Here is a 23349-nt window from a genome sequence, read left to right as displayed (position 1 = left end):
CTACCGGCCGCCGGTGCTCAGCGCGCTGTGCAACTCCTGCAGCGAGCGCACCCCGATGTCGCCGCGGATCCCCGCCTCGATGCCCTGCACTGCGGCCGAGGCGCCTTGCACCGTCGTCACGCAGGGGATGTTCATGGCCACCGCGGCCGAGCGGATCTCATAGCCGTCGATCCGCGGACCGGAGTTGCCGTAGGGGGTGTTGATCACCATGTCGACCTCACCGGCCTTGATCGCGTCAACGGCGGAGATCATGGCGCGGCCCGGCCGCGGCGGCTCGAAATGCTTGCGCACCTCGTCGCAGGCAATTCCATTGCGGCGCAGCATTTCCGCAGTTCCCTCGGTAGCCAGGACCCGAAAACCCAAGTCGGCCAAGCGCTTGACCGGAAAGACCATAGACCGCTTGTCGCGGTTGGCCACCGACACGAACACGGTGCCCTGCAGTGGTAAGGATCCGTATGCGGCGGTTTGGCTCTTGGCGAAGGCGCTGCCGAAGTCACGGTCGATCCCCATGACCTCGCCGGTCGATTTCATCTCCGGGCCCAGCAGCGAGTCAATGCCCGATCCGTCGGCCATGTGAAACCGGTGAAATGGCAACACGGCTTCCTTGACGGCGATCGGGGCGTCGGGGGCGGCGCTGGCGCCGTCCCCGCACGCGGCCAGCATGCCCTCTTTTCGCAGCTGGGAGATGCTGGCCCCCAGCATGATCCGCGCGCATGCCTTGGCCAGCGGGATCGCGGTGGCCTTCGACACGAACGGCACGGTGCGGCTGGCGCGCGGGTTGGCTTCCAGCACGTAGAGCACATCGTCCTTCAACGCGAACTGGACGTTGAGCAGCCCCACCACGCCGATGCCGTGCGCAATGGCCTCGGTGGCGTGGCGCACCTTGTCGATGTCGCCGCGGCCCAACGTCACCGGCGGCAGCGCGCACGCCGAGTCGCCGGAGTGGATACCGGCCTCCTCGATGTGCTCCATGATCCCGCCGATGTAGACCTCGGTGCCGTCGCACAGCGCATCCACATCGATCTCGATCGCGTCCTCGAGGAATCGGTCGACCAGCACCGGATGTTCGGGGGACAGTTCGGTGGCGCGGGTGATGTAGCCCTGCAACGTCTGGTCGTCGTAGACGATCTCCATGCCCCGGCCGCCCAGCACATACGACGGGCGCACCAGCACCGGATAGCCGATCTCGGCCGCAACCCGGCGGGCCTGCGCAAAGGTGGTCGCGGTGCCGTAGCGGGGTGCGGGCAGCCCGGCGGCGGCGAGCACATCGCCGAACGCGCCTCGGTCCTCGGCCAGGTCGATGGCCTGCGGTGGGGTTCCGACGATCGGCACCCCAGCGTCGGCGAGCCGTTGGGCCAGCCCGAGCGGGGTCTGCCCGCCCAGTTGCACGATGGCCCCCGCCACACCCGGGCCCCCGGCGGCCGACTTGCACTCGGCGTAAAACACTTCCAGCACGTCCTCGAAGGTCAGCGGCTCGAAATACAGCCGGTCGGCGGTGTCGTAGTCGGTGGACACCGTCTCCGGGTTGCAGTTGACCATAACGGTCTCAAAACCCGCCCGGCTCAACGTAGTTGCGGCGTGCACGCAACTGTAGTCGAACTCGATGCCCTGACCGATGCGGTTGGGTCCGGATCCCAGGATCAGCACCTTGGGCTTGTCCGTCTGCGGGGCCACCTCCGATTCCGCGGCGGGGTCCATCTCATAGCTGCCGTAGTGATAAGGGGTTTTAGCGTCGAACTCGGCCGCGCAGGTGTCCACCGTCTTGTACACCGGGTGGATCCCCAGCCGCTGCCGCAGCGACCGTACCCCGGCCTCGCCAGCCAACTCCGGTCGCAGCGCGGCGATCTGGCGGTCCGAGAGCCCACTGTGCTTGCAGCGCAGCAGCAGATCACCGTCGAGCACCGGGGCGTCAACCACCTCGGCCCGCAGCGAAACCAGTTCGGCGATTTGCGCGACGAACCAAGCATCGATTCCCGACGCCGCAGCCACCTGGTCCACCGACGCACCCAACCGCAGCGCATATTCGATGTCGTAGAGCCGGTTTTCAGTCGGGGTGCCCAAACGGCTCAGCATCTCCTGCACGGTAGCCTGGGGATCCGGTGTCGTCCAGAACCCGCAGCGGGTGGTTTCCAGTGACCGCATCACTTTGCCGAGCGCCTCGATGAAGTTGCGGCCCAGCGACATTGCTTCCCCCACCGATTTCATTGTGGTTGTCAGCGTGGGGTCGGCCCCCGGGAATTTCTCGAATGCGAACCGCGGGGCCTTGACCACGACGTAGTCCAGGGTCGGCTCGAAGCAGGCCGGCGTTTGCCCGGTGATGTCGTTGAGGATCTCATCGAGGGTGTAGCCGATGGCCAGCTTGGCGGCGATCTTGGCGATCGGAAAACCGGTGGCCTTGGACGCCAGCGCGCTGGATCGCGACACCCGTGGGTTCATCTCGACGACGATCAGCCGGCCGTCACGCGGGTTGACCGCGAACTGGATGTTGCACCCGCCGGTATCCACGCCGACCTCGCGCAGGATGGCGATGGCCAGGTCGCGCATCCGCTGGTATTCGCGGTCGGTCAGTGTCATCGCCGGCGCGACCGTGATCGAGTCGCCGGTGTGCACACCCATCGGGTCGACGTTCTCGATCGAGCACACCACGACCACGTTGTCATGCGCGTCGCGCATCAACTCCAGCTCGAATTCCTTCCAGCCGGAAATCGACTCCTCGATCAGCACATTGGCCCTCGGCGAGGCGGCCAGCCCGGCTCCGGCCATCCGCTCGACCTCAGCGGCGCTGTGTGCCATCCCCGAGCCCAGGCCGCCCATGGTGAACGAGGGCCGCACCACCACCGGCAGACCCAGTTCGGCAACGGTCTCGCGGACCTCGTCCATGGTGAAACAGACACGGCTGCGCGCCGACTCACCACCCACCTTGGCGACGATGTCTTTAAACCGCTGCCGATCCTCGCCGCGCTGAATGGCCTCGAAGTCCGCTCCGATGAGCTCGACGCCGTGGCGCTCCAGCACCCCGTTCTCGTAGAGCGCGACCGCGGTGTTGAGCGCGGTCTGCCCGCCCAGGGTTGCCAGCAGCGCATCGATGTTGTTGCCGCGCTCGGCTTGTTGTGCGATGACCCGCTCGACGAACGCCGGCGTGATGGGTTCGATGTAGGTGTGGTCGGCAAACTCCGGGTCGGTCATGATGGTCGCCGGGTTGGAGTTGATCAGGCTCACCTGCAGGCCCTCCGCCTTGAGCACACGGCAGGCCTGGGTGCCGGAGTAGTCGAATTCGCAGGCTTGCCCGATGACGATCGGCCCGGAGCCGATCACCAGCACGTGGCGCAGGTCGGTGCGGCGCGGCATTATCGCCCCTCCCCCGCCATCAGGTCGACGAACCGGTCGAACAGGTACTCCGCGTCGTGCGGGCCGGCCGCCGCCTCCGGGTGGTATTGCACCGAAAACGCTTGGCCACTAGCGAGTTTGACGCCCTCGACGACACCGTCGTTGGCGCAGGTGTGGCTGACGACAGCGGGCCCGAACGGAGTGTCGAAGCGCTGGCCCGCCTCTCCTTCGAGCGCGAAGCCGTGGTTTTGCGCGGTGATGGCAACCCGTCCGGTGGCGTGGTCGATGACCGGGATGTTGATCCCGCGGTGGCCGAACACCATCTTGTACGTCGACAAGCCCAGCGCCCGCCCCAGGATTTGGTTGCCGAAGCAGATGCCGAACAACGGGATTCCGGCGTTCAGCACCGCGCGCGTCAGCGTGACCAGGTGATCGGCGGTGGCCGGGTCGCCGGGGCCGTTGGACAAAAACACCCCGTCGGGGTGGAGTTCGCTGATCTGCTCGAACGTCACCGTCGACGGCAGCACGTGGCTGCGGATGCCGCGGCGGGCGAAGTTGCGGGGGGTGTTGGCTTTGATCCCGAGATCCACCGCAGCGACGGTAAACCGCGGCGGGCCTTGGGGTTCGACGACATAACCGGTCGCGGTGCTGACTTGGCCGGCAAGGTCGGCGCCGAGCATCGGCGGCTGGGCTCGCACCCGCTCCAGTAGCTTCGCGGGATCGGCAAGCGCCGCACCCGAAAATATCCCTGCCTTCATCGAGCCGCGGGTCCGCAGGTGCCGCACCACGGTGCGGGTGTCGATGCCGGCCACCCCGACGATCTGCTGGCGCACCAGCTGGTCTTCCAGCGTGCCGGCCGCCCGCCAGCTCGAGGCCCGCGGCGACGGGTCGCGCACCACATAGCCGGCCACCCAGATCCGCTCGCCACGGCTTTCGGAATCCTCGCCGTTCCAGCCGGTGTTGCCGATCTGGGGCGCGGTGGCCACCACGATCTGGCGGTGATAGCTGGGATCGGTCAGGGTTTCCTGATAGCCGGACATGCCGGTGCAAAAGACCGCCTCGCCGAGCGTCTGGCCGACCGCGCCGAACGGGCTCCCGGTGAAGATGCGGCCGTCCTCGAGCACCAGCTGGGCGCGGGCGCTCATCAGCCGGCCTCCGGCAGCCAGCGGGCGTACTCACCGGCGTCGTCGCCGCGAAACCCGGTGTCGATCTCGACGCCCGAGGGCAGCCGCCACCGGATCGTCAGTATGCCGCTGCGAGCACCCACCGGCGCGGTCATGGCGCGTTCGGTGCGAATGGCCGTGATCGACTCCTGGGGAATCCAGATCGGCCGCCCCCCGCTGCGTTGCACCATGATGCCCTCGGGGTAGCGGGTCAGCACCGCCTTGGTGCGGTAGCCGAGATCGCCCACGGCAACCCGGTCGCGCCCGTCGGGCGCCAGCGTGCAACCCACATACACCCCGCGAGTGGGTGCGACGATCGGCTCGCCCACCGTGTCGGGGATGGCGGGCAGCGTGCCGACCAGCGCGGCTAGCCGGCGCGCCCGCGCTCGCCAGCCGCGCATCATCAGCCGGATCACCACCGCGATCCCCACCACCAGCGCCGCGGCGAAGAGCAGCGACCCAACCAGGATGGCGGAGCTCATGCCGGGCACTTCCCGTCGCGGGCGGTGATTTTGCCGCGCAGCAGCGTCGCGGTCACGGTCGCGGGCAGTGTCATCGCCTCATAAGGGGTGTTGGCCGACCGGCTGGCCAGCCCGGCCCCGGTAACCGTCCAGGTGGCGTCGGGGTCGACCACGGTGAGGTTGGCCGGCTCACCCACCGCCAACGGGCGGCCGTGGTCGGGGAGCCCAGCGATGCGCGCCGGATTCTCGCTCATGACCCGTGCGACATCGCGCCAGCTCAGCAGGCCGGGCGCCACCATCGTCGCCGCCACCACCGACAGCGCGGTCTGCAGCCCCAGCATGCCGGGAAGCGCCGCGGAAAATTCGACGCACTTCTCGTGCTCGGCGTGCGGGGCGTGATCGGTGGCCACACAGTCGATAACACCCTCAACCAGCGCTTGCCGCAACGCGGCGGCGTCGGCCGGCTCCCGCAGTGGCGGGTTGACCCGGTACACCCCGTCATAGGTCGCCAATCGCCGATCGTCGAGCATCAGGTGATGCGGTGTCACCTCGGCGGTGATCGCGATGCCCCGTGCCTTAGCCCATCGCAGGATCTCGACGGTGCCGGCGGTGGAGGCGTGGCAGATGTGCAGCCGGGCGCCAGCGTCGCGGGCCAGCAGGGCGTCCCGGGCCACGATCGACTCCTCGGCGGCTCGGGGCCAGCCGGAGAGCCCAAGCCGGGCGGCGGTGGGCCCCTCGTGGGCGACGGCCCCGACGGTCAGTCTGGGCTCCTCGGCGTGCTGGGCGATCAGCACGCCCAGGCCGGTGGCGTATTCCAGGGCGCGGCGCATCACCAGCGGATCGGCCACGCAGTTGCCGTCGTCGGAGAACATCCGCACCTGCGCCGCCCCGGCGGCCATCATGCCCATCTCGGTGAGCTCGGTTCCGGCCAGCCCCACGGTGACCGCGCCGACCGGGTGCACATCGACCAGCCCGACCTGCTGGCCGCGGTGCCAGACATAGTCGGTGACCACCGGGCTGTCGGCGACCGGGGTGGTGTTGGGCATCGCGAACACCGCCGTGTATCCGCCGAGAGCCGCCGCCGCCGAGCCGGTCTCGATGTCCTCGGCGTATTCGCGGCCGGGCTCGCGCAGGTGGGTGTGCAGGTCGACCAGCCCGGGCAGCAGCACCTGGCCGGTGGCATCGATGACGTCAACGTCGTCGAGGTCTTTTTTGAGGCCTTTTCCGAGTCCCCCGGGCTCCGAAAGCCGCGCGCCGATGTCGGCGATCTGTCCTTCAAAACCAGGGCTGTCGACCAGCACGTCGACGCGCTCACCCTCCCCGTACAGGCGCACCCCACGGAGCAGCACGCTCATGCCGCGCCCTCTTGTCCTGCCGACTCGGTGCCGACCAGCAGGTGAAACAGCACCGCCATCCGCACATGAACACCATTGGAAACCTGTTGCAGCACAGCCGATTGCGACGAGTCGGCCACCGAGGACGCGATCTCCATGCCGCGCAGCATCGGGCCGGGATGCAGCACCGTGGCGTGGCCGGGAAGCAGGGCCTGGCGCCCGTCAGACAGTCCGTAGAGCACCGAGTACTCCCGCGCCGACGGGAAAAACCCGCCGTGCATCCGCTCGGCCTGTACCCGCAGCATCAGCACCGCGTCGGCGGCGGGCAGTTCGGCGTCCAGGTCGTAGGAAACGGTGACCGGCCAGTCGGCCACCCCGACCGGCAGCAGCGTCGGCGGCGCCACCAGCACCACCTCGGCGCCCAGGGTGCTCAGCAGCATGACGTTGGAGCGGGCCACCCGGCTGTGCAGGATGTCACCGACGATCACCACGCGGCGGCCCTCGATGCCACCGAGGCGCTGGCGGATGGTCAGCGCATCCAGCAGCGCCTGGGTGGGGTGCTCGTGGGTGCCGTCGCCGGCATTGATCACACAGGGGCCACCGTTGCCGGTGGCGGTCCAGTTGGCCAGCAGCTGGGCGGCCCCCGACGCCGGGTGGCGGATGATCAGCGCATCGGCGCCGGCCGCGCGCAGGGTGAGCGCGGTGTCCCGCAGCGACTCGCCCTTGCCCACCGAGGAGCCGGCCGTGCTGACGTTGATCACGTCGGCGCTCATCCATTTGCCGGCCACCTCGAAGGACACCCGGGTGCGGGTGGAGTTCTCGTAGAACAGGGTGACCACGGTGCGCCCTCGCAACGTCGGCAGCTTGCGGACCTCCCGGCCCACCAGAGCCTGCGCGAACCGGTCGGCGTCATCGAGGATGGCGCTGGCGGCGTCACGGGTCAGGTCGCCGGCGGCCAGCAGATGCCTTGGGCTCATCGCGAAATCACCACCCCGTCACGCCCGTCGTGCTCGCGCAGCAACACGTGCACGCTCTCGCTGCGCGAGGTGGGCACGTTCTTGCCCACGTAATCGGCGCGCAGCGGCAGTTCGCGGTGCCCGCGGTCGACCAGCACCGCCAGTTGCACGGCCCGGGGGCGGCCCAGATCGCGCAGCGCGTCCAGCGCGGAGCGCACCGAGCGCCCGGAGTACAGCACGTCGTCGACGAGAATCACCAGGGCGTCGTCGATGCCGCCGGGCGGGATCGACGTGGTCGCCAGCGGGCGCGGCGGCTTGATCATCAGGTCGTCGCGGTACAGCGTGATGTCCAGCGCCCCGCAGGCGACCTCGACGCCGCAGAACTCGCGGATGTTGGTTGCCAGCCGCCGCGCCAACGTGACGCCCCGGGTGGGGATGCCCAGCAGCACCACCCGCGGCGCGTCGGGAGCGTCGAGGGCGGTCTTCTCGATGATCTGATGCGCGATGCGGGCGATGGTGCGGCCCACGTCGGCCGCAGACATCAACTCCCGGCCGGTGGCGGCATTACCCGCAGCACCCATTCGGACTCCTTCTCCGCCTCGCCGGACGGATCGTTAAAGGATGTCGGCTGCCAGGCAGCCTAGCACCCACCCGGCGACGATGCGGGACGCGTGCCGTCCCGAGGAGGAGCCGCACAATTGGATCCGAACCGGCGACGATGCGGGACGTATCCCGTCCCGGTGAGGAGCGGGTCATCAGCAGACGTGAGCGCGGTAGTCGACGGGGTTGTCCACAGTCTGTGCTTTGCCCACAGCAGAGGCTCGCGGGCCGGATGGATGTCGTCAATGCCGGTAGGCTCGACTAGAATCGCAAATATGTTCGAACGAGCCGAGCTGGCGGCGGTGGATCCGCATGCCGACGAAGCGATGCTGATCGCGCGGATCGCCGAGCTGGAGCGGGCGAAGTCGGCCGCCGCCGCGGGTCAGGCGCGGGCGGCCGCCGCGCTGGACACGTTGCGCCGCTCGAACGAAGCCGATGCTGGGGTGCCGGCGCCCCAGCGCGGGCGCGGGGTGGCCAGTGAGATCGCACTGGCGCGACGGGATTCGCCGGCCCGCGGCGGGCGACATCTGGGATTCGCCAAGGCGTTGGTGTACGAGATGCCGCATACGCTTGCCGCGCTGGAGGCCGGGCAGTTGTCCGAGTGGCGAGCCACGCTGATCGTGCGGGAGTCGGCCTGCTTGGACGTCGAGGAACGCCGCGCGCTGGACGCGGAGCTGTGCGCTGACATGTCCGCATTGGACGGGATGGGTGATGCGCGGATCGCGGCGGCGGCAAAGGGCATCGCCTACCGGCTCAATGCGGAGGCGGTGGTGGCTCGGGCCGCGAAGGCCGAGTCCGAGCGCACCGTGACGATCCGACCGGCCCCGGACACCATGACCTGGGTGACGGCGTTGCTACCGGTCGCTCGGGGTGTGGCGGTGTATGCGGCGCTCAAACGGGCCGCCGACACGACATCCGATGAGCGCACTCGCGGGCAGGCGATGGCCGACACGTTGGTCGAGCGTGTCACGGGGCGCGCCGCCGAAGTGGCTGAACCAGTGGCGGTCAAACTGGTCTTATCCGATGAGACGCTGCTGGGCGGCGACAACACCGCAGCGGTGGTCGAGGGGTTGTCAACTGTTGCGGCGTGGGTGGTCGGTAGTTGTCGGTGGTGGGCTGTAGGAACAGGGGTATGAATCTTGCGGTGTGGGCTGAGCGCAACGGTGTTGCGCGGGTGGCCGCGTATCGCTGGTTTAGCGCCGGGCTGTTGCCGGTGCCCGCCCGGCGAGTGGGTCGGCTGATTCTGGTGGATGAGCCGATCGGCGCGGCTGGCCGAAGATCACGCACGACCGTGTACGCGCGCGGCTCCTGGGCTGATCAGAAGGCTGATTGGGATCGGCAGGTGGCGCGGGTGACCGCGTGGGCCACGGCAAAACAGATCCCGGTCGACACGGTGGTGGCCGGGGTTGGTTTCGCGCTCAACGGGCACCGCCGGAAGTTTCTCGCCGTACTGGGTGACCCGACGGTGAGTCGGATCGTGGTCGAGCGCCGGGATCGGTTCTGCCGGTTCGGCTCGGAGTACGTGCAGGCGGCGCTGGGCGCCCAAGGCCGTGAGCTGGTGGTGGTCGATTCGGCTGCAGTCGATGACGACCCGGTGGGCGATATGAGCGAGATCCTCACCAGTATGTGCGCTTGGTTGTCTGGCAAACGCGCTGCGCAGAACCGGGCCAAGCGCGCGCTGGCGGCCGCGGCGTCCGACGAGGTGGAGGTGGCCTGAGATGCCGCGTTTCGAGGTGCCCGACGGCTGGTGTGTGCAGGCGTTCTGTTTCACCCTGGACCCGAACGGGGACCAGGCCCGCGCGCTGGCGCGCCATTTCGGGGCCCGCCGCAAGGCCTACACCTGGGCCGCCGCCACGCTGAAAGCCGATATCCGGGCGTGGCACGCCGCCGGTGTTAAGACCGCGAGGCGATCGCTGCCGGTGCTGCGGAAACGCTGGAACCAGGTCAAAGACGAGGTGTGCGTCAACGCCGAGACGGGCCAGCCGTGGTGGGGTGAGTGCTCCAAAGAGGCCTACGCGGGCGGGATCGCCGCCGCGGTGGACGCCTACTGGAACTGGCAGAGCTCCCGATCGGGCAAACGCGAGGGCAAGCCGATGGGCTTCCCCCGGTTGAAGAAGAAAAGACGCGACGCCGACCGCGTGACGTTCACCACCGAGGCGATGCGCCTCGAACCCGACCGCCGGCATGTCACCTTGCCGGTGATCGGCACCGTCCGCACCCATGAGAGCACCCGCCGCATCGAGCGCCTCATCCGTGCTGGGCGGGCGCGGGTGCTGGCGATCAGCGTGCGGCGCGACGGCGCCCGACTCGACGCGAGCGTGCGGGTGCTGGTGCAGCGGCCGATTCAGCCCGGCGTGGCGCTGCCCGAGTCGCGGGTCGGTGTCGACGTCGGGGTGCGCCGGCTGGCGAGCGTGGCCAGCGCCGGCGGCGGCGTGATCGAACAGGTGGCTAACCCGCGCCCGCTGGAGGCGGCGCTGCGCGAATTACGGCGGGTGTCGCGGGCCCGTTCACGCTGTGTGAAAGGCTCCCGCCAATATCGTGAGCGCACCACGCAGATGTCTCGGCTGTATCGCCGGGCCAACGATGCCCGCACCCATCACCTGCACGTTCTGACAACACGATTGGCCAAAACCCACGGCCGGGTCGTGGTGGAAGGATTAGACGCCGCAGGGATGCTGCGGCAAAGAGGGCTGCCCGGGGGCTCGTGCCCGGCGGCGGGGACTCTCCGATGCCGCCCTGGGCACCCCGCGGCGGCACCTGGCCTACAAAACGGGCTGGTACGGGTCACGGCTGGTGGTCGCTGACCGCTGGTTCCCGTCGTCGAAAAAATGCCATGCCTGCGGGCATGTCCAGGACATCGGATGGGACGAAACGTGGCAATGTGCCACGTGTTTGGCGGTCCATCAGCGCGATGACAACCGCGATCAACCTCGCGCGCTACGGGGAAACCATTAGCGTCGTCGGCCCAGGTGGGGCCGCCGTCAAGCGTGGAGCCGACCGTAAGACCCGGCCTGGCCGGGCAGGTGGCCGTGAAGCGTGGAAGGGACGCGGCCGCAAGGCCGCCGAACAACCCCGAGACGGGGTGCAAGTCGCGTGACCACTAAAGATCACTCACTTGCAACGGTATGGCCCGATCCCTGCCGCCGCCGCCGTGGCGCGCAGTCTGGTCAGCGGCGCGATCACCGATGCCCGGTCGCGGGCCACGCTGTGCCGCCTCTACCGTCATCCCCGCTCTGCGGGCTTGGTGGCGATGGAGTCACGGGCGCGCCGCTTCCCCAAGGGACTGGCCAGCTTTATCGGGCTGCGTGATCAGCGCTGTCGCACCCCGTACTGCGATGCCCCAATCCGGCACTGCGACCACGCCCGGCCGCGCCACTGCGGCGGACCCACCAGCGCGGCAAACGGCCTCGGTTTATGCGAACGTTGCAACTACGTGAAGGAATCACCCGGTTGGCTGGTCAACACCATACTGGACGAAACAGGCTGCCATACAGCAAATTTCACTACACCAACCGGGATACATTACCATTCGACAGCGCCGCCGCTGCCCGGGCCGCTCACGGTCACGGTCAGCGAGGTGGAAACCGTTACAGTGGAGTTGGCCGTTGTTGGCCATTGCCGGGGTAACGGTTGCCCGGCCCGGTAGTCACGTTCTTGCCCGGTTGGGTGCGCGGGATTTAGTTCCCCGTGTCCTTGGCCGGTGGCGGCTACTGGTGTTCGCCTGGTGGCTGTTGGGTTCGGCCTGGTCGGTAGCTCTCACCGCGCGTTCCTCTGGTCGCGTCGGTGTCACACCTTTCCGTCGCCGGGCCCTAAAGCCTTGGGCGCGACGCCCGATCACGGTGGCTGCTGCCTGGTGTCGGGTGAGGTTGGGGTAGGGGCGGCGCCAGTGCTTCTCGCCCGAGATGCTGCTGTAGGCGGGGTTGACCGCGAACAGGTGGATGCCGGCGCGGGCGGCCATGCTGGCGAGCCGGTTGCGGAACACCGCGGTGGGGATGCCAGACATCACGGCGCGACGGAACCGTTTCCCGGCCGCGCCGCGGCCCATGGTTTCCCGGCCGGTGGCCCGCGCGTCGGCGAAGTCGAGGTCTTCGACCGCCAGCGTCGTGATGCCGCGCCGGCGGGCGTAGTGCGGCAGCCTGGTGATGGCGTGGCGCACGTGGGCGTCGCGGCGCGTCGAGCGGCCCGACAGGTCGATGCCGATGCGCTTGGCGGCCCCAACAGGGTTGCCGGGTGTGTCCAGGCGGCGCACGGCCAGGTGGCCGTCGTTGAGATCCACGCTCACCACCGGGCCTTCGGCGTACACATCGTCGCCGGTGGCGCCGGCCGCCCGGCCGGCCCAGCACGGCGCGCGGGGGATCGCCCAGCAAGCGGCCAGATACCGCCCGGCCCGGCCCGGGCGGCGGGTGATCGTGTACGAAATCGAGTTGCCGCCCGTGATCCGGTGGGCCCATTCGTCGCCGCGGTGCGCGAACACCGCGCGGGCTGACAGCACGTAGCGGCCACGGGCGGCGTTGGCCAGGCTCTCCAACGGTTTAGGCAATCGAATGCTGACCTGCCCGGCCGGGGTGACGGTAATGGTCAGGTTCCCAAACGGTTCGCCCGGGGAGCCGTTGGCGGTGATCCGGTAGCGCGCCGCCTGCCAATGCTGCCGCCACGCATCGGCGGTGAGCCCGGCATCGTCGAGCCGGTGGCGCTTTTTAGCGAGCCGTTTACCGCCGTCAACCACATGGACCCGACCCGCGGCGTGGTCGGCCTGCACGCGGGCGAGCTCGGCGCCTAGATGCTGCAGGCGGCGCTGCTTGTGGAATCGCTCGGCCTGAGTCGGGTAGCCCTTCGGATGTCGAGTCTTGCTGCGCGCCTTACGTTCTTCGGCGCTCAGGGTGTCACCGGTGGGGGCGGCCAGCCGTTTTTCGATCGTCGTGATCGCCGCCCGCAAACCGACAATATGGCGGCGCTGAGCGCCGCGGGCCAGCCGATACCGGTCGTCGTTAGCGGCGATGATCGCATTGGCCCGCCGGGCAGCAGACTGGGCGGTCAACCCCGCCTTGCGGGTGTTAAGCCGATCCCTGCGGGCGTGCCGCCGCGCCTCGGCATCAAAGACAGGCCCTATCGGTGTCGACCGCCAGGCCAAGTCCGCGCGCCGCAGCGCGCCCAGATGCTCGGCAACCAAGTCGAGCACGCGCTCGTCCTCGTCGGTGATCCGCAATCGGGTGCTAATCGCCACCCCGGACGGTCCGGCCGCCGGTTTGACTTCACGCCAGGCCCGCAGCTTGTCGGCCGTCATGCGGCATCACCGCTAGTGGCCTCGGCGCTCACCACTGCGCGTAATCGCTTCGCTTTGGCTGATCGCTGCCCGTAGAGGCGGCCAGCGAAGCTGGTCACGATCGCGATCATGTCGCGCACCAGTGCTGACTCCGCCGAATCGTCCTAGACGGCAAGGCCGCTGTAAGTCACACTCACCCCGTGTCCGGCCAGCAAGTGCTCGATCACCCCGACCCCGAAGCCTGCCAGCCGATCCGGGTGCTCGACCAGCGGCACGGTCACCGCGGGTTTCATGCACTCGGCCAGCGCTTTACCCAACCCAGCCCGACGGCCGGACAGCCCCGAGGCGACGTCGGTGAACACCACCAGATCCGCCCCGCCGAACTCCTTGAGCCCAGCCACCTGCCGGTCGAGATCGCCTTCGACCCTGCTGGCGCCGCGACGACACCCTCGCATACCCCACCATCCGCCCACCATCAGCGGGCGGATGGTGGCCGATCGCATCCAGATCGGCGATCCGGAAGATCCGCCGGCCACCGGCGCCGCGCGCATCCGGCAGCCGGCCTTCTTGCGTGTAGCGGCGCAACGTCCGCGTCGACACCCCCAATCGCAACGCCGCCGACGTCGCCGACACGTAATCATCCGGGCGCCGATTGGCCACTCAGCCCACCAACCCCGCAACAGGCGCGTGCACGTCACCGCTCTCGTCGTCGATGGGGCCCAGCACCAACAATGGCCAACACCAGCACTAAACAAGCCGCCACGCGCAACACGCACACATAATCTCAAACAGGTCCGACATTTAGCCTCGGTGTGAGTCCACGGGCAGGTCCGAGGGTCCGACTGGGACACCTGGTGATCCCTGAGATTTGAGCGGCCTCCCGTGGACTTTGGTGTCTGGTCGTGCGGTGTTGTTGTTCGGGAACTTGGAGCCAGCCCGTGGTGTGGACTCCTGCTTAGAGAATGTCTGGACCGTGGCCGTGGCGCTCAGTCACCTGGTGATCTGGAAGAGCTTGTGGCAGGAGGGTTTTTCAGTGGCATTGACGTTGGGGATCGACGTCGCGGTCCGGGCGGCGCATCAGGCGACGCTGGCCCGTGACGGCAAGACGGTGTGGCGGGGCCGTAAGTTCTTGACCCGCCCCGACGAGCTGGAGCGGGTGTGGGCCGATGTGGGTGCCGAGGATCCAGGCGAGCTGACGGTGGTGCTCGAGCCCACCAGAAACGCCTGGATTGTGGTGGCGGAGTGGTTTCGCCGGCGCGGCGCGAAGGTGGTGATGGTGCCGACGACTCAGTCAGCGGACCTGGGCAAGTACTACTCCAAGCACGCCAAGAACGACCGGATCGACTCAGAGCTGTTGGCCCGGCTGCCGCTGCTGCGCCCTGAAGGATTGCGTCCCTACACCGGGCAAGGCCCAGCTGATCCGTTGCGGCGGCTCACCAAGCAGCGTTCCACGATGGTCAAGCGCCGCACCGCGGTCTATGCCCGCCTCGACTCCCTCATCGAGCTGCTGGGACCGTCCTGGTATGCGGTGCTCGGGTCGAACTACGGCAACGCCGCGCTGCGGTTTCTGGCGCACTACGCCAATCCCCACGCAGTGATCCGGCTCGGCCAGGCCAGGCTGGCCAGGTTTCTCGCCACGCGGTCCCGTGGCGCCTGGCGTGACGAGCATGCCGCCGGCCTGATCGTCGCGGCCAAAGAAACCCTCGCCCTGTGGAATGTCGACGGCACCGATGAGATGAACTTCGCCGAACTGGCCGCCGACATCGCCCACGAGGCCGAACAAGCGCTGTTTTTGACCCGTCAGATCAAAGAGATCGACGAACGGATCGCAAACCTCTACGCCGAGGCCGACCCGCAGGGGATTGTCGCGTCCGCGCCCGGCCTCGGAGCCACCATCAGCGCGGTCATCGCCGGCCGGATCGGTGATCCGCACCGGTTCACCTCGCTCGCGGCGATCCGCGCCTACACCGGACTGGTCCCGAAAGTCAGCCAATCGGGGGTGGTCAAGACCGAGTCGTCGATCACCAAGGCCGGCGACCCGCTGCTACGCGAAATGCTTTACACCGCAGCCGATCAGGCGCGCAAAGTCGATCCCCAATTTGCCGCGAAGTACCACCGTCTAATGGCCGGGGACCGCCACCATGACTCGGCGATCTGCCACCTGGCCACCATGCTGATCACCCGCATCGCCACCTGCATGCGCAACGGGCAGCCCTACCAACTGCGCGACGTCGATGGCACCGCGATCACCGAATCGGAAGGCCGAGCCATCGTCAAAGAGCGCTACCAACTCGATCCCCGCCGCCGCGACCACGTCCGCCACAAACTCATGCGCCAGCGCCGCAAAAAGGCGGGCCAGGAGTCACAGGAGTCGCCACGCGCTCTAACATCCCAGCCCGCTAAACGCAAGCCTACGAACCCCCAAGTGGCTTGACTTCAGTTAGGAACTCAAAACCCGAATGACCACTACCGGCCAACAAAACCGCTAGCAGTTCCAAACCCGGATTGGCGTCGCCCTCGCCCGACTGCACGCCGCCTGACAGCCGGACGGCTTCGTCACGCTGGATCGAATCGGCGCGCCGCCTGGGCGGGCTCGGCGCCTACCACGGCCCATAGGCGCCCGGCCGGCAAATCGGCAAATCGGGAAGCCAGATGCGGATTGCCGACCGGCAGCAAACGCAGCCGGGCTGCCCGAAGGATATCTTTGGCCTTCTTGTGGGCGATAGCCCCGGCACGCAGGTCTTCCGTCAACGCGCCGACGGGTTGCGGATCGGCGAGCAGGCCAAGGTCGCTCCTCCCCGTCCTTGGTGCTCGCCGGCTCAACCGCGCACAATACGCCGGCCCGGACCGAAGGCCGACCCTCACCGGTCGGGTGCAGGCGAAGATGCTGTATCCGCGGGCACACAACCCGTACCCTCCCAAGTTGTGGAGCTGCTCATAGCCACCAATCCCGATACCGGCTCGCGGCTGCCCTACCTGATCCGGGTACCCGTGGGTGCGGGCCTGGTGTTCGCGACGTCGGGAACCTGGCCGCGAACCAAAGCGCTGTATTGCCATCCGCTTCCCGCCGACGCCTGGCCCGCCGAACCCGAGCTCGTCGAGCATGTGGAGCTGCGGGCCTGCAGCCGCCGCGGGGCCGCCGTCGACATCGTCGCCGAGCGCTTCCGGGAAAACCGCTCGCAGCTGGTGTACACCAGCGCCCGCGGGCGTGACGTCGTCTTCTGGCAGAGCCCGCGCACCACCAAGCAGTCCCGGCCGGGGGTGCGCACGCCAACGGCTCGCGCCGCCGGCATCGCCGAGTTGACGGTCGTTGTCGACGCCCACGAACGCTACGGCTACACCTTTTCCGGTAAACCCGTGGCGACCACCCGCCAAGCGTTGCCGTGCGGTGATTACGGGCTGATGGCCAATGGCCGGCTTATTGCGGTCGTTGAGCGCAAATCCCTGTCCGACTTGGTTTCCAGCTTGCTCAGCGGCAAGCTGAAATACCAGATGACCGACCTTGCCACGGTGCCGCGCGCGGTTGTCGTCGTGGAAGACCGGTTCTCCGAGCTCTTCACGATGACCGTCGCGCGCCCGGCCGTGGTCGCTGACGGGCTCGCCGAAGTGCAGGTCGCCTTCCCCAACGTGCCCATCGTGTTCTGCCAAACCCGAAAACTCGCCCAGGAGTACACCTACCGCTACCTCGCCGCCGCACACGGCTGGCTCGCCGACAGTGAAGACGCCGCAACGGTTTTCGAGGCACCCTCCGGGGCTGCGGAACCCAGCATGAGCGAGATACGCGAGTGGGCCCGCAGCGTGGGTTTGCCGGTGCCGGCCCGCGGCCGGATCTCACGCGAGATTCTCCAAGCCTGGCACGACGCACACCACCGGTGAGCGTGGCGCCCCCGGGCCGCATCCCACCCGGCCACCGCTGAGCGCGGCGCGGCAGCGCCTTACCCGACGGCGGCCGACACCCGGGCATGCGCATGCGCACCCGCTGCGCCGTTCGCATGCCGGGCCGCGGTCATCCGCTTGAGCGCGGTCTCGGTGAACACCGACAACCCGAGATCGGGGTTGTACCCGTGGATTTCCTTCACGTCGAGCTCGGCCAGGAAATAGAGGATCTCCTTGGAGACCACCTGACCGGGCACCAGCACCGGAAACCCCGGCGGGTAGGGGACGACGAACGTGGTGGACACCAAGGTTTTTCCCTCCGCCAGGCGTCGCCCGGCCTCGCCAAGCAGCAGGTGCTCGCGGCCGGATTCGTCGTAGCCGGCATAGAAGGCCGAGCGCATATCGCCGAACGCGTGCGCGCCGTCGGGCCGGAAGGCTTCGTCGAACTCACTGAAATCGGGTAGCGACGGCAGATCCTCGGTGATCTCGGCGACCCGGCGCTGCTGCAGGGCGCGATCGGCCCTGCCGGCGACGCTGCGGCTGCGCTCGAAGTCGGCGGCCACCCGCCGCAGCACGTCCAGCAGGTAGTGCACGCTCGACCAAGTCACGCCGATGGTGAAGATCAAGAGCACGCTGTTGATCGAGGTCTTGTTGATCTGGATGCCGAATCGGTCCATCAGGATCTTCTCCCGGAACTCGTATCCGGTCATCCCGGTTTTGCCGACGAACAGGGTGACCCGTGTCGGGTCGAGCACAAACTGATCGGAGCGCCAGGCTTCGTTCCACTCCGCCAAAGCGCCATGCCTGACTTGCCGGTAGGAGCTCACCGCGGAGGCCCGGAACTCGTCGGGCACCAGGTCGGACTCGTCGAGGATGCGCAGCCACGCGCTGATCAACCGGTCTTTGCGGACACGGTGGCGAAAGACCAGCGCCATGTTGTAAACGTCCCGGACCATCTGAAACCCCTCGATGTCGACTTGCCGGCGCGCCAGGTCCAACGACGCGAGCAGCTGCTGATTCGGTGACGTGGAGGTGTGGGTCAAGAACGCCTCGTGAAACGCGTCGCGGTTGAGGGCTTTAAAGTCCTGGTCGCGGACGTGGATCATCGACGACTGCCGAAGCGCCGAGAGCGACTTATGGGTGGAATGCGTCGCATACACCCGCACCCGCGCGCGGGCCGGGTCGGGAAGCAACCGGTGCTCGCACCACTTGCCGCGGTCAACCCCCTCCATCGCGGCGCGCCAGCTGCGGTACTCCTTGGCATACCGGGGCGATGACAACATCGATTCGAGTTGCTCGGCGGCCACCATCGCGGTCCGCTGCCGGGCCCAGGGCACCGCGGTGGCGAATGCGTACCACGCCTCGTCCCACAGGAAGCAGATGTCCGGTTTGATCGCCAGCACCTCTTCCATGACACGCCGGGGGTTGTAGACGATCCCGTCGAAGGTGCAGTTGGTCAGCAACACCATGCGCACCCGGCCTAATTGTCCGGCCGCCTCCAGGTCGAACAGCGCCTTTTTGATGGTGTAGAGCGACACGGCCCCATAGATCGCGAACGGCTGCAACGGGTAGGCGTCTAAATACAGCGGGTATGCCCCGGCCAGCACCAGCCCGTAGTGATGCGACTTATGGCAATTGCGGTCGATGAGCACGATGTCACCGGGCCGGGTGAGCGCCTGCACGACGATCTTGTTGGCGGTCGAGGTTCCATTGGTGACGAAGTACGTCTCGTTGGCGCCCCAGGTCTTGGCGGCCTTGTTCATCGCCTCCCTGATGGAGCCGTGCGGGTCCAGCAGCGAATCCAGCCCGCCAGAGGTGGACGACGTTTCCGCCATGAAGATATTGCGGCCGTAGAACTCACCCATGTCCAGCAGCGACTTGGAGTTGAAGATGCTGGCGCCGCGAGCAACGGGAAGAGCATGGAACTGGCCGATCGGCGCCGCCGCGTACGCGCGCAGGGCATCGAAAAACGGTGTGGCAAAGCGGGTGCGGATTCCGGCCAGTACGGTGCAGTACAGGTCGGTGACGTCGTTGAGCCGGTAGAAGGTACGGTGGTAAACGTCCGGCTGGCCCTCGGTCTCCGCGGCGATCGACTCGTCGGTGAGCAGATACAGGTCGATGTGCGGGCGCAGCTCGCGGATCCATTCCCCACATTCCACCCAATCATGGCTGCGGTCGCTGGTGGTCACGTCGTGGTTGGGGCCGAGCAGGGTGGTCATCAGCGGAACCCGGTCGCGGGACCGCAGCGGCAGGTCGTGGCGGATGATCGCGGCCGCGATCTCGCCGTTCAACGCGACCGCGGTGATGGCGTCTTCGACGCTTGAGACGACAAGGAACTCGACCTGCACCTCGTCGCCGGGGTACGCAGCCCGCGCAGGCTTTCGACCAGGCTGTCGGGGGCCCCGGGCAGGGTGTCGTCGGCGAGCAGCACGGTGTAGAACTGCTGGTGTTTGGCCTTTGCCACCAGCTCCTGATCGGCCAGCGGCGCGGATGTGTCGAACAGCGCTGCGCGGTCCCCATACTCGGACAGCAGGCGCACGGCCAGCGAGACCTCATCGGCGAGGCGTACCGTCGCGCGATCGGCGAGATACCCGCGGAACGCCGCCAGATTCGCCGCGCCGGGATACAGCCAGTAGCGCTCGTAGGCGCCCAGACGATCGAGCAGTCGCTTGACCCGGGCCACATCGTGGGTGCAGTCCAGGCCGGCACGCTTGACCTCGGCGAGCTGACGGCATGCGTCGTCGAGCAGATTCCAGGTGTCGGTTCGCGAGTACGACGGGTTTGCTACCGCCGCCAACGCGGACACCCGAAGGCGTTTGGGGTACCCGCCGTCTTGGCACATGTCATCAGTGTGTCCCACCGGTGACCGGCGCGAGGCCGTTTCATCGACGCGGATCCCGGCCTTTAGCTGCGCGATCCGAGTGCTAGAACGGCAGGCACGCGCATACCTGGCGATCGCCGGAGATACCGACGACCCCCGCGCGCGACGCGCCGACAGCTCAGGTCCCGGCCGCGTCGTCGCTGCCGGCGACCCGGCGACTGCCGCGGGCGATCTCCCGCGAGGCCGCCCGGATCTGCGGCGTGACCAGCATGATCTGGCCCAGGACCCCGTTGATGAAGCCGGGCGACTCCTCCGTGGACAATTCCTTGGCCAGGCGCACCGCCTCGTCGACGGCGACCGGCTCGGGCACGTCGTCGGCGTACAGCAGCTCCCACACCGCCACCCGCAAGATCGCCCGATCCACCGCGGGTAAGCGCCGCAATGTCCAGCCCTGCAGATGGGCGACGATCAGCTCATCGATGTGGGCGGCGTGCTCGGTGACCCCGCGCGCCACCGCGGCCGTGTAGGGATGCAGCGGCGGTACATCCGGCGTGGCTTTCGCCAGCGTGGCCCGCGCCTCGGCCGCCTCGGCCGGAGTCAAGCCCCGGGCCTCGGCCTCGAACAGCAGGTCGATGGCGCGTTTGCGGGCCTGGTGGCGGCCCTTGACCGGCTGGCGGCCCGACATGATCATGCGCGGCCGAGGTAGCTGCCGTCACGGGTATCCACCTTGACCTTGTCTCCGGTGTTGATGAACAGCGGCACGTTGATCTGGGCGCCGGTCTGCAGGGTGGCCGGTTTGGTGCCGGCGCTGGACCGGTCGCCTTGCAGACCCGGCTCGGTGTGTGTCACCTGCAGCTCAACGGTCGTCGGCAGCTCGATGTAAAGCGGCGTGCCGTTATGGAAGGCCACCTGCACCGGCATGCCCTCCAACAGGAACCGCGCGGCGTCGCCGACCAGGGATTCCGGCAGCGAATGCTGCTCGTAGTCGTGAGCGTCCATGAAGACGAAGTCCGAGCCGTCGCGGTAGAGGTAGGTGGTGTCCCGCCGGTCCACGGTGGCGGTTTCCACCTTGACCCCGGCATTGAATGTCTTGTCAACGACCTTCCCGGACAGCACGTTTTTTAGTTTGGTGCGCACAAACGCCGGGCCCTTGCCCGGTTTGACGTGCTGGAACTCGACGATCGTCCACAGCTGGCCGTCGATCACCAGCACCAACCCGTTCTTGAAGTCGGCAGTGGTCGCCACGGTCGGTGAATCTCCCTACACAATGGTCAGTTCCCGGGGGAACCGGGTCAGTAATTCCGGTGCGTGTCCGGCGGTGGCCGAAGTCCTACCAGCCACGACCAGGGTGTCCTCGATCCGGACACCGCCGCGGTCGGGCAAATAGACACCGGGCTCCACGGTCACCACGGAGCCCGCCAGCAGTGTACCGGTTGCGGTCGCGCTGATGCTGGGCGCTTCGTGGATCTGCAGCCCCACGCCGTGCCCGAGGCCGTGACCGAACTGCTCGCCGTAACCGGCGTCGGCAATCACCTGGCGGGCCGCGGCGTCCACGTCGCGCAGGGCAGCTCCCGCCCGCAGCGCCTCGCGCCCGGCCCGCTGCGCCGCGGCGACCAGCTGATAGATCTCCCGTTGCCAGTCGGCCGCTTGCTCCAGCACGAAGGTGCGGGTCATATCGGAGTGATATCCGCCCACCAGCGCGCCGAAGTCGATCTTGACGAAATCACCCGCCGCCAGCTCGGCGTTGGTGGGCCGGTGATGCGGGATCGCCGAATTCGCCCCGGTGGCCACGATCGTCTCGAATGACACCCCGTCGGCGCCGTGGTCGAACATCAGGGCCTCCAGCTCGCGGCTGACCTCACGTTCGGTTCGGCCCGGCCGCAGACCCCCCCGGGCCACCAGATCGGTCAGCGCGGCGTCCGCCGCCTCGCAGGCCAGCCGCAGCAACGCCACTTCGCCGGCGTCTTTGACCTCGCGCAGCGCCTCGACCGTTCCGGGGGCGCGGATCAACTCCATGGCCCGCTCGGATTTGCGCGCCTGGGCCGAGAGCGCCTCGAGCCCATCCACGGTGACCACATGGCTTTCGAAGCCCAGCCGCCGCACGCCGTCGGCGGCCGCCCTCCCGGCCAGATAACGTCCAGCGGCCCGCTCGATGGCCACCTCCAGGTCGGGCGCCTGCCGCGCGGCCTGGGTGCGGTAACGCCCGTCGGTGGCCAGCACCGCGGGCCGGTCGTCGGTATAGATCAGCAGCGCGCCGGCCGACCCCGTGAACCCCGACAGGTAACGCACGTTGACCAGATCGGTCACCAGCATGGCGTCGAGCCCGGCGGCGGCGATCCGCGTCCTGAGATTGTCGCGGCGCTGGGAATATGTCACAACCCACGACGCTACTCGCTAGGCTGTTGCTCCATGACTAACTGGATGCTGCGTGGCCTGGTGTTTGCCGTTGCGACGACCGTCCTGCGCTTGTTTCAGGGCGTGCTGATCAACGCGTGGCCGACTCACGCCATATGGGTCAGCGTGGCGTTGCTGGTCCCCCTCGTGGTCGGAGCCGCCGTCTGGGGAATGCGCGATGGCCGTGCCGACGCCCGGGCCAACCCGGTTCCGGAAAACCGGGCGGACCTGGCGATGTCCTGGCTGCTGGCCGGCCTGGTGGCCGGGGTGCTCGGCGGCGCGGTGACGTGGCTGATCGCCCTGGCCTATAAGGGGCTTTACGTCGGGGGGCTGATCAACGAGCTGACGACGTTCGCCTCCTTCACCGCGCTGCTGGTGTTCGTGGCGGCGATGGCCGGTGTCGCCGCCGGTCGCCGGGAGGTCGACCGCCAGCGGGAGAAGATGCCGGTGGGACACCTCGGTCCCGCCGCCGGCGAGAGCCGCACCGACGTGTTCGCCGCGGCGCGTGCCGACGAGACCCCCACCGGCGAAGTCGCCGTGGCAGAGCCCGGCGAACGCCCGGCCGCGGTGGCTACCGCCGAGCGTGCGGAAACCGCCCAGCAGGTTCCCCCGGCCTACCTCGAGGAACCCACACAGGTGACACCGGCGGAGGCCGGCGAGGAGCCGACGACGCCGGCCACCCCGCCGGAGGAGGATCAGCGGTAACCTTCGGCCAGGTAGCGCAGGGCGAGCAGGTAGCCCTGTACCCCCAGCCCGACTATCACCCCCGTCGCAACCGGGCTTATGTAGGAGTGGTGCCGAAACTCTTCGCGGGCATACACATTGGAGATGTGCACCTCGATTAAGGGTGCGCCGAGTTCGGCGCAGGCGTCGCGCAACGCCACCGATGTGTGCGTCAAACCCCCGGCGTTGAGAATCACCGGATCCCCCGCGTCTGCCGCCCGATGGATCCACTCCAGCAGTTGCGCCTCACTGTCACTTTGCCGCACCAGCACGTTCAAGCCGAGCCGCGCGGCCTCGCGTTCGATCAGCGCGGTGAGGTCGTCGTGGGTGGCGCCGCCGTAGACCTCGGGCTCGCGGCGGCCCAGGCGGCCCAGGTTCGGGCCGTTGATAACGTTCACGGTCGTCATCTGCGCCACTCCGCGATCCTCGCT

Annotated in this window: 17 protein-coding genes and 5 pseudogenes; 7 read left to right on the top strand and 15 right to left on the bottom strand. The window is 68.2% G+C overall.

What is annotated here, in order from left to right:
* The 6 genes from carB to pyrR are packed head-to-tail and all read right to left on the bottom strand — an operon-like array spanning nt 1 to nt 7822.
* A complete protein-coding gene (gene carB, locus MSM1_RS14110) occupies nt 1-3348 on the bottom strand; it encodes a carbamoyl-phosphate synthase large subunit (protein ID WP_213443314.1) in 3348 nt (1115 codons plus the stop codon).
* Nucleotides 3348-4472 (bottom strand): glutamine-hydrolyzing carbamoyl-phosphate synthase small subunit, encoded by a 1125-nt coding sequence (carA, locus tag MSM1_RS14105; RefSeq protein ID WP_213443312.1) that lies wholly within the window; start codon nt 4470-4472, stop codon nt 3348-3350. The genes carB and carA overlap by 1 nt, the downstream gene beginning before the upstream one ends.
* Complete coding sequence (locus MSM1_RS14100; protein ID WP_213443309.1) at nt 4472-4972, bottom strand: transporter; 501 nt, start codon at nt 4970-4972, stop codon at nt 4472-4474. The genes carA and MSM1_RS14100 overlap by 1 nt, the downstream gene beginning before the upstream one ends.
* Nucleotides 4969-6306, bottom strand: coding sequence for a dihydroorotase (locus MSM1_RS14095; protein WP_213443307.1), 1338 nt, complete (start codon nt 6304-6306; stop codon nt 4969-4971). The genes MSM1_RS14100 and MSM1_RS14095 overlap by 4 nt, the downstream gene beginning before the upstream one ends.
* Entirely contained in the window at nt 6303-7262 is a 960-nt protein-coding gene (locus MSM1_RS14090; RefSeq protein ID WP_213443305.1) for an aspartate carbamoyltransferase catalytic subunit, read from the bottom strand. Before MSM1_RS14090 ends, MSM1_RS14095 begins: the two co-directional genes overlap by 4 nt.
* Nucleotides 7259-7822 (bottom strand): bifunctional pyr operon transcriptional regulator/uracil phosphoribosyltransferase PyrR, encoded by a 564-nt coding sequence (gene pyrR, locus MSM1_RS14085; RefSeq protein ID WP_213443303.1) that lies wholly within the window; start codon nt 7820-7822, stop codon nt 7259-7261. The genes MSM1_RS14090 and pyrR overlap by 4 nt, the downstream gene beginning before the upstream one ends.
* A gap of 294 nt (nt 7823-8116) precedes the next feature.
* On the opposite strand from pyrR, the pseudogene MSM1_RS14080 reads away from it, so the two are divergent.
* The 4 genes and pseudogenes from MSM1_RS14080 to MSM1_RS21935 all read left to right on the top strand — a co-directional run.
* A pseudogene (locus MSM1_RS14080) lies at nt 8117-8935 on the top strand (DUF222 domain-containing protein); the annotation flags it as partial.
* 38 nt (nt 8936-8973) lie between these two features.
* A complete protein-coding gene (locus MSM1_RS14075) occupies nt 8974-9558 on the top strand; it encodes an IS607 family transposase (RefSeq protein ID WP_213443301.1) in 585 nt (194 codons plus the stop codon).
* 1 nt (nt 9559) lies between these two features.
* A pseudogene (gene tnpB / locus MSM1_RS14070) lies at nt 9560-10938 on the top strand (IS607 family element RNA-guided endonuclease TnpB).
* Between the two features lie 27 nt (nt 10939-10965).
* Nucleotides 10966-11487 (top strand): annotated as a pseudogene (locus tag MSM1_RS21935) (HNH endonuclease); the annotation flags it as partial.
* Here the strand turns inward: MSM1_RS21935 and MSM1_RS14065 are convergent.
* The 3 genes and pseudogenes from MSM1_RS14065 to MSM1_RS23000 form a co-directional block, all read right to left on the bottom strand.
* Nucleotides 11488-13125 (bottom strand): hypothetical protein, encoded by a 1638-nt coding sequence (locus MSM1_RS14065; RefSeq protein ID WP_213443299.1) that lies wholly within the window; start codon nt 13123-13125, stop codon nt 11488-11490.
* A 143-nt stretch (nt 13126-13268) separates the two neighbouring features.
* Nucleotides 13269-13655 carry a recombinase family protein gene (locus tag MSM1_RS21930; protein WP_236056385.1) on the bottom strand — a complete coding sequence of 129 codons (387 nt, stop codon included), beginning with the start codon at nt 13653-13655 and terminating at the stop codon, nt 13269-13271.
* Nucleotides 13656-13659: 4 nt separating this feature from the next.
* Nucleotides 13660-13704, bottom strand: a pseudogene (locus tag MSM1_RS23000) (hypothetical protein); the annotation flags it as partial.
* Nucleotides 13705-14137: 433 nt separating this feature from the next.
* On the opposite strand from MSM1_RS23000, the gene MSM1_RS14050 reads away from it, so the two are divergent.
* Complete coding sequence (locus tag MSM1_RS14050) at nt 14138-15538, top strand: IS110 family transposase (RefSeq protein WP_213444438.1); 1401 nt, start codon at nt 14138-14140, stop codon at nt 15536-15538.
* Nucleotides 15539-15660: 122 nt separating this feature from the next.
* Here the strand turns inward: MSM1_RS14050 and MSM1_RS14045 are convergent, their stop codons facing one another.
* Entirely contained in the window at nt 15661-15927 is a 267-nt protein-coding gene (locus MSM1_RS14045; RefSeq protein ID WP_213443293.1) for a hypothetical protein, read from the bottom strand.
* A gap of 102 nt (nt 15928-16029) precedes the next feature.
* On the opposite strand from MSM1_RS14045, the gene MSM1_RS14040 reads away from it, so the two are divergent.
* Nucleotides 16030-16980, top strand: a complete 951-nt coding sequence (locus tag MSM1_RS14040) for a histone-like nucleoid-structuring protein Lsr2 (protein ID WP_213443291.1) — start codon at nt 16030-16032, stop codon at nt 16978-16980.
* A gap of 59 nt (nt 16981-17039) precedes the next feature.
* On the opposite strand, the pseudogene MSM1_RS14035 reads toward MSM1_RS14040, so the two are convergent.
* From MSM1_RS14035 to MSM1_RS14020, 4 genes and pseudogenes are all read right to left on the bottom strand, one after another.
* Nucleotides 17040-19822: pseudogene (locus MSM1_RS14035) on the bottom strand (aminotransferase class I/II-fold pyridoxal phosphate-dependent enzyme).
* Nucleotides 19823-19979: 157 nt separating this feature from the next.
* Complete coding sequence (gene nusB / locus MSM1_RS14030; RefSeq protein ID WP_213444436.1) at nt 19980-20486, bottom strand: transcription antitermination factor NusB; 507 nt, start codon at nt 20484-20486, stop codon at nt 19980-19982.
* 2 nt (nt 20487-20488) lie between these two features.
* Nucleotides 20489-21046 (bottom strand): elongation factor P, encoded by a 558-nt coding sequence (efp, locus tag MSM1_RS14025; RefSeq protein ID WP_213443289.1) that lies wholly within the window; start codon nt 21044-21046, stop codon nt 20489-20491.
* Nucleotides 21047-21061: 15 nt separating this feature from the next.
* Nucleotides 21062-22177 carry an aminopeptidase P family protein gene (locus tag MSM1_RS14020; protein ID WP_213443287.1) on the bottom strand — a complete coding sequence of 372 codons (1116 nt, stop codon included), beginning with the start codon at nt 22175-22177 and terminating at the stop codon, nt 21062-21064.
* 33 nt (nt 22178-22210) lie between these two features.
* On the opposite strand from MSM1_RS14020, the gene MSM1_RS14015 reads away from it, so the two are divergent.
* Complete coding sequence (locus tag MSM1_RS14015) at nt 22211-22900, top strand: B-4DMT family transporter (protein WP_213443285.1); 690 nt, start codon at nt 22211-22213, stop codon at nt 22898-22900.
* Here MSM1_RS14015 and aroQ read toward each other — a convergent pair.
* Entirely contained in the window at nt 22891-23325 is a 435-nt protein-coding gene (aroQ, locus tag MSM1_RS14010) for a type II 3-dehydroquinate dehydratase (RefSeq protein WP_213443282.1), read from the bottom strand. The genes MSM1_RS14015 and aroQ overlap by 10 nt on opposite strands.
* Nucleotides 23326-23349: the final 24 nt, after the last annotated feature.

Origin of the sequence: Mycobacterium sp. SM1, from assembly GCF_018361265.1 — a bacterium.
Classification (GTDB): Bacteria; Actinomycetota; Actinomycetes; order Mycobacteriales; family Mycobacteriaceae; genus Mycobacterium.
Note: the sequence above shows the minus strand (reverse complement) of the source record. Positions and strands in the feature narration are given on the sequence as shown.